This is a genomic window from Sphingomonas sp. GM_Shp_2, from assembly GCF_026540875.1.
Taxonomy (GTDB): Bacteria; Pseudomonadota; Alphaproteobacteria; order Sphingomonadales; family Sphingomonadaceae; genus Sphingomonas; species Sphingomonas carotinifaciens.
Genome location: NZ_JALNUQ010000011.1, coordinates 82068 through 94777 on the forward strand (window position 1 = coordinate 82068; position 12710 = coordinate 94777).

13 protein-coding genes are annotated in these 12710 nt (G+C 68.7%); 11 read left to right on the top strand and 2 right to left on the bottom strand.

The window, feature by feature from the left end:
* Positions 1–99: 99 nt before the first annotated feature.
* From OXR08_RS06435 to OXR08_RS06480, 10 genes are all read left to right on the top strand, one after another.
* Positions 100–795, top strand: coding sequence for an endonuclease/exonuclease/phosphatase family protein (locus tag OXR08_RS06435; protein WP_112383232.1), 696 nt, complete (start codon positions 100–102; stop codon positions 793–795).
* Between the two features lie 13 nt (positions 796–808).
* Positions 809–3070 (top strand): patatin-like protein, encoded by a 2262-nt coding sequence (locus OXR08_RS06440; RefSeq protein WP_267348742.1) that lies wholly within the window; start codon positions 809–811, stop codon positions 3068–3070.
* A gap of 64 nt (positions 3071–3134) precedes the next feature.
* Positions 3135–3467 carry a hypothetical protein gene (locus OXR08_RS06445; RefSeq protein WP_112383231.1) on the top strand — a complete coding sequence of 111 codons (333 nt, stop codon included), beginning with the start codon at positions 3135–3137 and terminating at the stop codon, positions 3465–3467.
* Between the two features lie 5 nt (positions 3468–3472).
* Positions 3473–4147, top strand: a complete 675-nt coding sequence (gene pyrF / locus OXR08_RS06450) for an orotidine-5'-phosphate decarboxylase (RefSeq protein ID WP_112383230.1) — start codon at positions 3473–3475, stop codon at positions 4145–4147.
* Position 4148: 1 nt separating this feature from the next.
* Positions 4149–4787, top strand: a complete 639-nt coding sequence (locus tag OXR08_RS06455) for a phosphoribosylanthranilate isomerase (protein ID WP_267348744.1) — start codon at positions 4149–4151, stop codon at positions 4785–4787.
* A 64-nt stretch (positions 4788–4851) separates the two neighbouring features.
* On the top strand, positions 4852–6081 hold the full coding sequence (gene trpB / locus OXR08_RS06460; protein WP_267348746.1) for a tryptophan synthase subunit beta: 1230 nt from the start codon (positions 4852–4854) through the stop codon (positions 6079–6081).
* Complete coding sequence (trpA, locus tag OXR08_RS06465; protein WP_267348748.1) at positions 6078–6890, top strand: tryptophan synthase subunit alpha; 813 nt, start codon at positions 6078–6080, stop codon at positions 6888–6890. The genes trpB and trpA overlap by 4 nt, the downstream gene beginning before the upstream one ends.
* Complete coding sequence (accD, locus tag OXR08_RS06470; protein WP_267348750.1) at positions 6887–7741, top strand: acetyl-CoA carboxylase, carboxyltransferase subunit beta; 855 nt, start codon at positions 6887–6889, stop codon at positions 7739–7741. Before trpA ends, accD begins: the two co-directional genes overlap by 4 nt.
* A gap of 14 nt (positions 7742–7755) precedes the next feature.
* A complete protein-coding gene (locus tag OXR08_RS06475) occupies positions 7756–9075 on the top strand; it encodes a bifunctional folylpolyglutamate synthase/dihydrofolate synthase (RefSeq protein ID WP_267348752.1) in 1320 nt (439 codons plus the stop codon).
* Positions 9076–9142: 67 nt separating this feature from the next.
* Positions 9143–9574: a DUF6628 family protein gene (locus OXR08_RS06480; protein WP_149682948.1), complete on the top strand. Its 432-nt coding sequence runs from the start codon at positions 9143–9145 to the stop codon at positions 9572–9574.
* Here OXR08_RS06480 and OXR08_RS06485 read toward each other — a convergent pair.
* Together OXR08_RS06485 and OXR08_RS06490 are read right to left on the bottom strand one after the other, a co-directional pair.
* Positions 9567–10895, bottom strand: a complete 1329-nt coding sequence (locus tag OXR08_RS06485; protein ID WP_267348756.1) for an MFS transporter — start codon at positions 10893–10895, stop codon at positions 9567–9569. The genes OXR08_RS06480 and OXR08_RS06485 overlap by 8 nt on opposite strands.
* A gap of 55 nt (positions 10896–10950) precedes the next feature.
* Positions 10951–11406: a response regulator gene (locus tag OXR08_RS06490; RefSeq protein ID WP_267348758.1), complete on the bottom strand. Its 456-nt coding sequence runs from the start codon at positions 11404–11406 to the stop codon at positions 10951–10953.
* Between the two features lie 110 nt (positions 11407–11516).
* Between OXR08_RS06490 and OXR08_RS06495 the strand changes: the two genes are divergently transcribed.
* Positions 11517–12710: pseudouridine synthase (locus tag OXR08_RS06495; RefSeq protein WP_267348760.1), on the top strand; the 1194-nt coding region annotated here is incomplete at its 3' end.

Below are 12710 nucleotides of genomic sequence, written 5' to 3' on the forward strand. Positions count from 1 at the left end.
ACAACTGCCCCGTGCGAAAACGGTCCGAGACTTTGTAAACCGAAGGTCGCGGGTTCGATCCCTGCAACCGGCACCATATTCCGGCGTTACCCACCCGGAATGATAAAAGTCGCCAGCTACAATATGCGCAAGGGGATCGGCACCGACCGGCGGCGCAATCCGGAGCGGATCCTGGAGGTCCTGCGCGAGGTGGACGCCGATGTGATCGCGCTGCAGGAGGCCGATCGCCGCTTCGGCACGCGCGAAGGCGTCCTCCCGCTCCATCTTCTGGCCGAACATAGCGACTGGAAGCCGGTCCAGTTCGGCATGCGTGCCCTGTCGATGGGCTGGCATGGCAACGCCATCCTTGTGCGCAAGCAGGCCGAGATCCGTCATCACGAGGCGATCCACCTGCCCGCGCTCGAACCGCGCGGCGCGGTGGTGGCGGAGATCCGGTGTCGGGACACGCATCTGCGCGTCATCGGCATGCATCTCGACCTGTCCGGTCTGTGGCGCCGTCGTCAGGCCGCGGCGATCCTGAACCATGTCGATGCCTATCCGGACCGGTTGCCGACCGTCATGATGGGCGACTTGAACGAATGGACCGCCGCGGCAGGTTGCCTGCGCGATTTCGGACGCGACTTCGCCTTTGCCGGCACGGGTCCCAGCTTCCACGCGCGGCGGCCGATCGGGCGGCTCGACCGGATCATGGTGTCGGCCGATCTGCGCATCGCCGAATGCGGCGTGCATCTCAGCCCGGCCTCGCGCAAGGCATCCGATCACCTGCCCATCTGGGCCAATCTGGTGCCCGCATGATGCGTCGCGGGTGATGCGCGAAAAGGAGCTTCGCCTCGCACTCGTCTGCTATGGCGGCATCAGTCTTGCCGTTTACATGCACGGCATCACCAAGGAGATCTGGCACCTCGCCCGCGCCAGCCGCGGCTTCCATGAACGGGATCCGCCCCCCACCGGCAGCGCCGCCGTTTATCGCACGCTGCTGGAGGAAATCGCCGAACAGGGCGGCTGGCGTATCCGCGTCCTGCCCGACATCATCGCCGGCGCCAGTGCGGGCGGCATCAACGGCATTTTCCTGGGCCAGGCCATCGCTACCGGCCAGTCGCTCGATCCGCTCACCGATCTCTGGCTGACGGCCGCCGATGTGGAGGCGTTGATCGATCCCGCCGCCGCACCCGCGTCACGCTTCTCCAAGGTCTGGGCGCTTCCCCTTGCCTGGATGGCCGCCGGCCGCAGCGCGGATTCGGTGGAGGCACTGGACGACACCACGCGCGAGGAGGTTCGCGCCAAGCTGTCGCATTTCGTTCGCTCGCGCTGGTTTGAGCCCCCCTTTGGCGGGACCATCTTCACCGGCCTGCTGCTCGATGCCTTCGACGCCATGGCGGCGGCACCGCGCGGTCCCCGACTGCTGCCCGATGGGCAACCGCTCGATCTCTACGTCACCGTCACCGACTTCACCGGCCACCCCGAACGTCTGCAACTCCATTCGCCGGCCGAAGTCGTCGAAACCGAACACCGCATCGTCATCGACTTCAGCGACGGAGGCGAACAGGTCCACACGCTCGCCCCCGCCGCCGAACTCGCCTTCGCGGCGCGGGCCACCTCCAGCTTTCCCGGCGCCTTCCCGCCATTCAGCGCAGGCGAGATGGACCGGGTGCTGGAGACGCGCGGAAGCCGCTGGCCGACCCGCCGCGCCTTTCTGCGCCGCGTGCTGCCCCGCCATCACGCCGCCAACGCCGCCGACCGCGCGGTGCTGATCGACGGATCGGTGCTCGCCAACGCACCCTTCCGCCCCGCGATCGATGCCTTGAAGCAGCGTCCGGCCCGGCGCGAGGTCGACCGGCGCTTCGTCTATATCGATCCTTCGCCTGGCACGAAGTTTCGCCTGGGCGGCAGCGGCGCCGAGCCCGGTTTCCTCCAGACCATTCTCGGTGCGATCAGCGAGCTTCCTCGCCAGCAGCCGATCCGCGACAATCTGGAGGCCATCGCCGCCCGGTCGGAGCGGATCGACCGCATGCAGGGCATCGTCGCTGCGATCCGCGGCGAGGTGGAGGCGGAGGTGGAGCAACTGTTCGGCCGCACCTTCTTTCTCGATCGCCCCACGCCGGCCCGCCTCGCCGCCTGGCGCCAGCGTGCCCATGCCGGCGCCGTCGCCAAGTCGGGCTTCGGTTTCGCCGCCTATGCCCATCTCAAGCGTGCGGGCGTTCTGGATCACCTTGCCGCCATGGCGGCGGAGGCGGCGGGCGATACCGGCACGCCACGCCGCGCACGCATGCGCGGGGCGCTTGCCGCCGCGCTGGACGAGCGGCTGGCGAACGACGACACCGCGATCATCGATTTCCTGCGCAGCTTCGACCTCGGCTTTCGTATCCGCCGCCTGCGCCTGCTCGCCCGGCGGCTGGCGGAGGTCGAGGCGGATCCCCCCGATCCCGCGATCACCGCAATGCGGCGCGCCATCTATGAAACGCTGGCGGCGCATCTCGATCGGCAGCGCGGCACCGCCCATCCGGCGCTGCGCCCCGCGGTGCGCTCGTGGCGTGGCGAGGCCGAACCGCTGCTGGATGCGCTCGCCACCGCGCTCGACTGCCGCCGCCTCGATGATGAAACCGACGCCCGGCTGGCCGAGGCGCTGGCCGCCCTCCCGCGCGAGCCGCGTCGCACGCTGCTGCTCAGCTATCTCGGCTTTCCCTATTTCGACGTCGCCACGCTCCCCTTGTTGCAGGGCGAGGGACTGGACGAGTTCGATCCGGTCAAGGTCGATCGCATCTCGCCCGATGATGCCGTCGCGATCCGCGCCGGTGGTGCCGAGGCAACGTTGAAGGGCATCCAGTTCAACAGCTTCGGCGCCTTCTTCAGCCGGGCCTACCGCGAGAACGATTACCTGTGGGGGCGCCTCCACGGCGCGGAGCGGATGATCGACATCACCGTGTCCACCCTGCCCCCCACCATCCGCATGCGCCCGGGCCGCGTCGCCGCGATCAAGCGCGCCGCCTTTCTCGCCATCCTCGACGAGGAAGAGCCGCGGCTGACCGCAATCCCGGCGCTTATCGCCTCGCTTCGCCGCGAGATCGGCTGAAGGCTGGCCTTGCCCCCCGATCGCGGCTAGACCTCGGCATGAGTATCGTTACCCGAGGACCCGCATGCAGTTCCTGAAGATCCTGTTCTGGTGTCTGCTGGCGTTTCTCGCCGCGGCGTTCACCATGGGCAACTGGACCACCGTGCCGATCCGGCTGGTCGGCGGGCTGATCGCCGACGTGAACCTGCCGGTCCTCCTCTTCGTCACCTTTCTCCTCGGCCTCGTGCCCACCCTCATCTGGCAACACGCCGTCCGCTGGCGCCTGCGCCAGCGCCTCGCGACGGCCGAGCGCAACCTGACCGACTTGCGCAGCAGCGTCGTCGCCGCGACCGAACCGGTGGCCGAACCCGCCACCCCGCTGGCGATGTCGATCGATAAGCCCGGCACGGCGATCTGACCGCGATGAGCAACCGCATCTATGTCGCGATCGACACCCCCGATCTGTCCCGCGCCCTCGCCCTAGCCAAGCGGGTCCGCCATCATGTCGGCGGGATCAAGCTGGGCCTGGAATTCTTCTGCGCGCATGGTGCTGCCGGCGTGCGCGAAATGGCGCATCTCGACCTGCCCGTCTTCCTCGACCTCAAACTCCACGACATCCCCAACACCGTCGCCAAGGCGGTACAGGCCCTCGGCCCCATCGCACCCGCAATCCTGACCGTCCACGCCAGCGGCGGCCGCGCCATGCTGGAGGACGCCAAGGCCGCCGCACCTACCGGCACGAAGGTCGTCGCCGTCACCATGCTGACCAGCCTCGACGCCACCGACCTGTCCGATACCGGCGTTACCGGCGCCCCGCACGACCATGTTCTGCGCCTTGCCGAACTCGCCCATGATGCCGGCGTCGACGGCATCGTCTGTTCGGGTGCGGAGGTTGCCGCGGCAAAGGCTGCCTGGCCGAAAGGCTTCTTCGTCGTCCCCGGCGTTCGCCCCGCCGACGGACCGGTCGGCGACCAGAAGCGCGTCGTCACGCCGCGACAGGCGATCGACGCCGGCGCCTCCATCCTGGTCATCGGACGCCCGATCACCCAGGCCGACGATCCCGACGCCGCCGCCCGCGCCATCGCGGCCACCCTCTGACGTGCCCGTCACCGCCAAGATCTGCGGCCTGACCACGCCGGACACACTGGATGCTGCCCTGTCGGGCGGTGCGTCGCATGTCGGCTTCGTCTTCTTTCCCGCCTCGCCCCGCCATCTGACGCTGGAGGCTGCGACCGGGCTCGCCGGCCGGGTGCCCACGCATGTCCAGCGGGTCGGTGTCTTCGTCGATCCGGAGGACGCGCTGGTCGAGGCCGCGGTAAAGGCCGGACGCCTCGACGCCATCCAGCTTCACAAGACCTCGCCTGCCCGTGTCGCCGCGATCCGCGCCACCTTCGGCCGCGACGTGTGGGCCGCGGTCGCGGTCAAGACCGGCGCCGATCTGGCGCAGGCCGCACATTATGCCGGTGCCGCCACGCGCCTGCTCTACGACGCGAAGACGCCGGAGACCGCGGAGCTTCCCGGCGGCATGGGCCTGCGCTTCGACTGGCGGCTGCTGGAAGGCTTCCGCCATCCACTACCCTGGGCGCTGTCCGGCGGTCTGGATGCCGGCAACGTGACGGAGGCCGTTCGCCGTACGTCGGCGACGCTGGTCGACGTGTCGTCCGGCGTCGAAAGTGCCCCCGGTGTCAAGGACAAGGGCCGTGTGCTCGCCTTCCTGAAGGCGGTGCAATCGCTCTGATCCTGCCGGCCCGGCGCAGGATGCAATCTCGACACCGGCCGCCATGGTGCTAAAGCGCGGCCCCATGACCGCGCCAAACTCCTTCCGCGCCCAGCCCGACGATCGCGGGCATTTCGGCGACTATGGTGGCCGCTACGTCGCCGAGACGTTGATGCCGCTGATCCTGGATCTCGACCGCGAATATCGCGCAGCCAAGGCTGATCCGGCGTTTCAGGCGCAGTTCGACGACCTGCTCGAACATTATGTCGGCCGCCCCAGCCCGCTCTACTATGCCGAGCGCCTGACCGAGGCGCTGCGCACCGGCGCGGCCGAGGGCCTGGGCGCACAGGTCTGGTTCAAGCGCGACGAGCTGAACCATACCGGCGCGCACAAGATCAACAACTGCATCGGCCAGATCCTGCTCGCGATCCGCATGGGCAAGACCCGGATCATAGCCGAGACGGGCGCCGGCCAGCACGGCGTCGCCACCGCCACCGTCTGCGCGCGCTTCGGCCTCCCTTGCGTCATCTACATGGGCGCCAAGGACGTCGAGCGGCAGCAGCCCAACGTCTTCCGCATGAAGCTGCTCGGCGCCGAGGTGAAGCCCGTCCAGTCCGGCGCGCACACGCTGAAGGACGCGATGAACGAGGCGATGCGCGACTGGGTCGCCAACGTCCACGACACCTTCTACATCATCGGCACCGCCGCCGGTCCGCATCCCTATCCCGAACTCGTTCGCGATTTTCAAAGCGTGATCGGGCGCGAGGCGCGCGAACAGATGCTGGCGCGCACCGGCCGCCTGCCCGACCTGCTGGTCGCCGCGATCGGCGGCGGGTCGAACGCGATCGGCCTGTTCCACCCCTTCCTCGACGACAGCGATGTGAAGATGCTCGGCGTCGAGGCGGCGGGCGAGGGGCTGGAGGCCAAGCACGCCGCGAGCCTTGCCGGCGGCTTCCCCGGCGTTCTCCACGGCAACAAGACCTATCTGCTACAGGACGAGGACGGCCAGATTGCCGAGGCGCATTCGATCTCGGCCGGGCTCGACTATCCCGGCATCGGTCCGGAACATGCCTGGCTGAAGGATATTGGCCGCGTCGACTATACCGCGATCACCGACAAGGAGGCGCTGGACGCCTTCCAGCTTCTCTGCCGGACCGAGGGCATCATCCCCGCGCTGGAGCCGTCCCACGCCATCGCCGCCGTGGCCAAGGCGGCGCGCAGCATGCCGCGCGACAAGGTGATCCTCGCCAATCTGTGCGGTCGCGGCGACAAGGATATCTTCACCGTCGCCGACGCGCTCGGGGTGGCGATATGACCCGGCTGGCCGACACCTTCGCCAGGGCCGCTGCGGAGAACCGCGCCGCGCTCGTCGCCTTCGTCACCGCGGGCGATCCGACGCCCGCCGCCACGCCCGCGATCCTCGACGCGCTGGTGGCCGGCGGTGCCGACGTCATCGAACTCGGCATGCCCTTTACCGATCCGATGGCCGACGGCCCGGCGATCCAGGCCGCCAACATCCGCAGCCTCGCCGCGGGCACGCGCACCGCGCATATCCTCGCCATCGCGACCGAGTTTCGCGCGCGTCACCCGCATGTGCCGCTCGTGTTGATGGGCTATGCCAATCCCATGCTGCGCCGCGGGTCCGACTGGTTTGGCCAGGCCTGCGCCGCGGCGGGCGTCGACGGGGTGATCTGCGTCGACATTCCGGCCGAGGAGGACGAGGCGCTCGGCTCCTCGCTGCGTGCGCACGGCGTCGCCCCCATCCGCCTCGCCACGCCGACCACCGACGCACGGCGCCTGCCTGCGGTGCTGGAGGGGGCCGGCGGGTTCCTCTATTATGTCTCGGTCGCCGGGATCACCGGGTTGCAACAGGCGGCGCAAGCCTCGATCGAGGACGCGGTCGCGCGGTTGAAGGGGCAGACCGACCTGCCCGTCGCGGTCGGCTTCGGCATCCGCACCCCCGATCAGGCCGCGGCGGTCGCGCGCGTCGCCGACGGCGTCGTCGTCGGCTCCGCGATCGTCGATCTGGTGGCACGGCACGGCGCGGATGCGCCCGCGCCCGTCACCGCCTATATCACGTCTCTGGCCGACGCCCTGGCGTCCGCTCGAAAGGTTTCCGCATGAGCTGGCTCAACAGCGTCCGCAACGTCATCCCCTTCGTCGCCAAGCGGGAAACGCCCGACAATCTCTGGCACAAGTGCAAGGGGTGCGGGCAGATGATCTTCACCAAGGAGCTTGAGGACAATCTCCACGTCTGCCCCAAATGCGATCACCACGAACGCATCGGTCCCAAGGCGCGCTTCCAACACATTTTCGACGAGGGAAGCTGCAACGAGCTTCCCGCGCCCAAGGTGCCCGAGGATCCGCTCAAGTTCCGCGACACCAAGCGCTATACCGATCGCCTGAAGACCGCGCGTACCGGCGCGCAGGAGGCCGATGCGCTGGTCAATGCCCGGGGTACCATCGAAGGCCACAAGGCCGTGGTCGGCGTGCAGGACTTCGCCTTCATGGGCGGATCGATGGGCCTGGCCGTGGGCGAGGCATTCGTCCGCGGGGTCGAGGCGGCGATCGCCGATGCCTGCCCCTATGTCATCTTCACCGCCTCGGGCGGCGCGCGCATGCAGGAGGGCATTCTCAGCCTGATGCAGATGCCGCGCACCACCGTCGCCATCCAGATGCTGCATGATGCCGGCCTGCCCTATATCGTCGTGCTGACCGATCCCACCTCGGGCGGCGTGATGGCGGCCTATGCAATGCTGGGCGACATCCAGATCGCCGAGCCCAAGGCGACGCTGGCCTTTACCGGCCGCCGCGTCATCGAGAACACGATCCGCGAGAAGCTGCCCGATGATTTCCAGACCTCGGAATATTATCTCGACCACGGCCTGATCGACATGGTCGTCCACCGCCGCGACCTGCGCCAGCAGCTCGCAACCGTGATCGGCTATCTCGCGCCCGCCGCCCGGGCCGCCTGAACCCAGGGGGCCCCATGGCCGACCATGCCCGCTCCACCGATCCCGCCGTGCAGGAACAGCTCGACCGCCTCTGGTCGCTGTCGCCCGGCGCGGACATATTGGGGCTGGACCGGGTCACCCGGCTGCTCTCGCGGCTGGGCGATCCGCACCACCACATGCCGCCCGTCTTCCATGTGGCGGGCACCAACGGCAAGGGGTCGACCTGCGCCTTCCTGCGCTCCGCGATCGAGGCGGCGGGGTATAGCGTCCATGTCTATGCCAGCCCGCACCTCGTCCGCTTCAACGAACGCATCCGCCTCGCCGGCCGCCTGATCGAGGACGAGGCGCTCGCGGCCCTGCTTGCCGAGGTTCTGGATCACGCCGACGGGATCGGCGCCAGCTTCTTCGAGGTGACGACGGCCGCCGCCTTCCTCGCCTTTGCGCGCACCCCGGCCGCCGCGACGATCGTCGAGGTCGGGCTCGGCGGCCGGCTCGACGCGACCAACGTCATTCCCGCACCCGCGGTTTGCGGCATCGCCGCACTCGGCCTCGACCACCAGGCGTTTCTGGGCGACCGCCTCGAACAGATCGCTGCCGAAAAGGCCGGCATTGCCAAGGCGGGCGTTCCCCTCGTCACCATGGACTATCCCGCCCCCATCCGCCGCATCGTCGCCGATGTCGCCACGTCCGTCGGCGCCCCCGTTGCCGCCCGGCGGCGCGCCTGGACCAGCCAGTCCGCCCGCACCACCGTGCGCTACACCGAACCCGGCTTCTCGCTCGTCGCCAACAGACCGCGCCTCGCCGGCCCCCACCAATCCCGCAACTATGCCCTTGCCCTCGCCATGCTGCGCCACCAGGGCGCCCTCAACATCCCAGAGGCCGCCATGCGCGCCGCCGCCGACTGGGCGCATTGGCCGGCCCGCATGCAGCGGCTGGAGCATGGGCCGCTGACCGCCCGCCTGCCGCTCGGCTCCGCCTGCTGGCTGGACGGCGCGCATAACCCTTCCGCCGCGCTTCCCGTCGCCCGGGCGCTGTGCCAGCGTCGGGAAGGTCGCCCGACCGCGCTCGTCATCGGCATGCTCGCCAACAAGGATGCAGGCCCCGTTCTCGCCACCCTGGGTGCCGAGGTGCAGCATGTCGTGGCCATCCCGGTGCCCGATCATGACCATCATGCGCCGGCCGATCTGGTCGCGCAGGCCCAGATGTTGGGGCTGAGCGCGGAGGCAGCCCCCAATCCGGCGATAGCCCTCGACCGGATTGCCGTTCATTTCGGAACGCCGGTGACCACGCTTATCGCCGGCTCCCTCTATCTGGCCGGTGAAGTGCTCGCCGCGAACGATCAACCGCCCGACTGACGATCAGTTGCTATTGACTTGCAATAACGCACGCGCGACGGTGTCCTCCACACCACGGAGTCGTGCCATGACTGAAGCCACCGCCACCGTCGCCACCGTTCTGCCGCACGCCTTACCCGGCTGCCCCAACGCGCGGATCGCGCTGTTCGCCATGCGGCGAATGGGCGCACATGGCCTGGCCGACGCCCGTGCCGCCCACACGCTGTTCACCGCCTTCGGACAGGGCTTTCGCCGCCCGCTCGTCCTGACCCGCACGCTGATGGCCGATCTGGCCGGCAGCGCCACCGGCCAGATCGCCATCGCACCATGCTGCTGCGCCCGCATGACGCCGGCCGAATCCGCCCTCCTGACCGTTCTCGCCCGTGTCGAGGTCGAGCCGGAAAAGGCGCATTATCTGATGAGCGACCTGCTCGGCATCCGGCGGGTCGATGCCGTCCTCGCCAGCGCCGCCGCGGTCGCCGCCGCCTTTGCCGACGACGGCCGACCGATCGTCATGTAAGCGGCGCGGCACCCTCGCGGGCATCGCCCTCGCCGGCGGTGCCCGCACTGCCGATCGACCGGTCCACCAGCCCCGACCGGCTCATCCACCAGAACAGCGCCACGCCCGGCAGCGCCAGCACGGTGGTCAGCAGGTAGAAGTCGACATAGCCGAACCGCTCGACCAGCGCGCCGGCGGTCGTGCCGGTCGCCACCCGCCCGACGACGCTCGCCGCCGCCGAGATCAACGCGAACTGCGCCGCGGTGAAACGCAGATCGCACAATGCGGAGAAATAGGCGATCACGACGACGCCGCCATAGCCGCTCGCGATGTTCTCGAACCCGATTGCCGATGCCATGCCAAGGTTGAAATGCCCCGCCGCAGCCAGTGCCGCAAAGCTCAGGTTCGAAACCGCCATCAGCACCAGCGCCAGCAGGACGGACCGCTTCAGGCCCAGTCGCGCATACAGAATGCCGCCGATGAAGATGCCGATCAGATAGGCCCAGAAGCCGACGAACACGTCGTAGAACGCGATCTCGTCACCGGTGAACCCCAGATCGTCGAACAACAGCCTCAGCGTCAGATTGGCCAGCGTGTCGCCGACCTTGTGCACCAGGATGAACACCAGCACGACGATCGCGCCGGGCCGCGCGAAGAACTGCACGAACGGTCCCCAGACGGCCCGGATCGCCTCCCCCATGCCGCGCCGCTCGACGGGCGCGCGATAGCGTTGCGGTTCGCGCAGCCATAGGCCGGTGACCATCGCCGGCAGGGCAAAGATGGCACAGGCCAGATAGGCCGACGACCATCCGGCCCGCTCCGCCACCACCAGGGCCAGCGCGCCGGCGCCTGCGGAGCCGATCCGCCAGCCATATTGGCTCATTCCCGATCCGACGCCCAGTTGCCGGGGTTCCAGTATCTCGATCCGATAGGCGTCGATCACGATGTCGAACGTCGCCCCGGCCAGCCCCACGAAGATCGCCGCGATCGCCGTTGCCTGGATATCGGCCCGGGGATCGACCAGGGCGAGATTGATCACCGCGGCGATCACCAGCACCCCCGCGACGATCAGCCAGGATACACGCTGCCCCAACCGGCTCAGGAACGGCAGGCGCACGCCGTCAACGATCCACGCCCACAGGAACTTCAGGTTATAGACGAGAAACGCCAGGCTGAACGCGGTGACCGTCTTCTTGTCGATCCCGTCCTGTGCCAGCCGCGTGGTCAACGTCGCGCCGATCATCGCATAGGGAAAGCCGGAGGACATACCCAACAGGAACGCCGCGATCGGCTGCCGCTCCGTATAGGGGCGCACGCCGTCCCACCAGGTCCTGCTTTCCATCCGTCCACATACTCCGCCGCTGATCCGGGCGGACCCTAGCGGGATTTGCGCGAATTCAAAGCGACGTGTTGGTGGGTGCCGGCACCGCCACGGCGAACAACTGGAAACCCGCCGGCAGGCGCCCCGGCCTTTCACCGCTCAGCGACGAGTCGATCGCCGCAATCGCGTTGAGCAGATCGCGCTGCGCATAGGGCTTCGCCAGATAGCCGGCTGCAAAGGCGATCGCCTCCTCCGGAAAACTGCCCGTCACGAACAACACCGGCACACCCCGCGCATGGGCGGCGCGTGCCACGTCCAGCCCGGACCCATCGGCCAGCCTGACGTCGGCCAAAACGAGGTCGATCGCCTCTTCGGCGTGCAGCACGTCCACCGCACCCGCGACCGTATCCACCGTTTTCACGATTTCATAGGCGGCATCCGACAGCAGATGCTCGGTGTCGAACGCCACGAGGGGCTCGTCCTCCACCACGAGAAGCCGCACGATCTTTCGCTTTTTCCGCCCGAACACCATATCCTGCCCGACGACTCGCTTCTCGTTTCGTTCCTGTTTCTAACGCGTGGCTCTGGCGAAACGACGCAAATATTTTCCATGCAGGCGCGGACTTCTGTATCAGCCGCCGCATGAGTGCCACCGAACATCGTATCGCCAAGCTGCTGGCCCGCGCCGGCGTCGCCTCCCGCCGAGAGGTGGAGCGCATGATCGCGGAAGGACGCGTCGCGTTGAACGGCACCGTGATCGACACGCCGGCCACGCTGCTGCGCAATCTGTCCGGCGTCACGGTGGACGGCAATCCCGTCGATGCGCCCACGGCGACCCGCCTGTTCCTGTTCCACAAGCCGACTGGCCTGCTGGTCACCGAACGCGATCCCGCCGGGCGCCCGACCATCTATGACGCGCTGGCCCCCGACCTGCCCCGCCTCGTCCCCGTCGGTCGCCTCGACCTCAATACCGAAGGGCTCCTCCTCCTCACCACCGACGGCAGCTTCAAACGCCAGCTCGAACTGCCCGCAACCGGCGTCGAGCGCACGTACCGCGCACGCGCCTATGGCGACATCACCCAGGCCCAGCTTGAGGAATTGAGCGAGGGGATCGAGATCGACGGCATTCGCTACGGGTCGATCGACGCCAATCTCGAACGTCGCACCGGAGCCAATGTCTGGATCGAGATGACCCTGACCGAAGGCAAGAACCGCGAGGTCCGCCGCGTTCTCGAGCATCTGGGGCTTCAGGTCAGCCGCCTTATCCGCACCCGCTATGGCCCGTTCCTGCTCGGCGACCTGCCGATCAAGGGTATCGGCGAGGTTTTGCAGCATGATCTGGTCGCCTTCCGCAAGACCCTGAAGGGCGGCGTTCCCGAGGACGAGGAAGCGCGCGCGCCCGCGCCCGGCCGCCGCGAGGATGCGCGCCCCGCCCGGACCCGCGAAACGCCGCGACAGGATCGCCCCTCCCGTCCCACCGCCCGCCCCGCGCCTCGCGACGACGCACGACCGCCGCGCCGCCCGGAGGCTGCGCGCGCCGAGCGTTCCGCACGCCCCGGACGCGGGCAGGACGCCCGTCCCCCACGCCGCTCAGAAAGCCCGCGAACCGAATATGGCGCGCGCGACGGTGCCCGCCCCTCCTACCGTCCAGAGGGTCCGCGAACCGAGCGATCGACGCGCCCCGATCGGCGTGACGAAGCTCGCCCGTCGCGCCGGCCGGAAGGTCAGCGCTCGGACCGATCAGCGCGTCCCGAACGCCGCGAGGACGCACGTCCTTTCCGCCAGCCGGGTGGAAGCCGACAGGATCGCCCGCAACGCGCACCCCGCGATGATGCC

Excerpts from the sequence above, each read along its gene's own strand:
- OXR08_RS06475 (WP_267348752.1), top strand. The coding sequence starts at position 7,756 with ATGGCCGACCATGCCCGCTCCACCGATCCCGCCGTGCAGGAACAGCTC.
- OXR08_RS06440 (WP_267348742.1), top strand. The coding sequence starts at position 809 with ATGCGCGAAAAGGAGCTTCGCCTCGCACTCGTCTGCTATGGCGGCATC.
- OXR08_RS06480 (WP_149682948.1), top strand. The coding sequence starts at position 9,143 with ATGACTGAAGCCACCGCCACCGTCGCCACCGTTCTGCCGCACGCCTTA.
- OXR08_RS06445 (WP_112383231.1), top strand. The coding sequence starts at position 3,135 with ATGCAGTTCCTGAAGATCCTGTTCTGGTGTCTGCTGGCGTTTCTCGCC.
- OXR08_RS06435 (WP_112383232.1), top strand. The coding sequence starts at position 100 with ATGATAAAAGTCGCCAGCTACAATATGCGCAAGGGGATCGGCACCGAC.
- pyrF (WP_112383230.1), top strand. The coding sequence starts at position 3,473 with ATGAGCAACCGCATCTATGTCGCGATCGACACCCCCGATCTGTCCCGC.
- accD (WP_267348750.1), top strand. The coding sequence starts at position 6,887 with ATGAGCTGGCTCAACAGCGTCCGCAACGTCATCCCCTTCGTCGCCAAG.
- trpB (WP_267348746.1), top strand. The coding sequence starts at position 4,852 with ATGACCGCGCCAAACTCCTTCCGCGCCCAGCCCGACGATCGCGGGCAT.
- trpA (WP_267348748.1), top strand. The coding sequence starts at position 6,078 with ATGACCCGGCTGGCCGACACCTTCGCCAGGGCCGCTGCGGAGAACCGC.
- OXR08_RS06485 (WP_267348756.1), bottom strand. The coding sequence starts at position 10,895 with ATGGAAAGCAGGACCTGGTGGGACGGCGTGCGCCCCTATACGGAGCGG.
- OXR08_RS06490 (WP_267348758.1), bottom strand. The coding sequence starts at position 11,406 with ATGGTGTTCGGGCGGAAAAAGCGAAAGATCGTGCGGCTTCTCGTGGTG.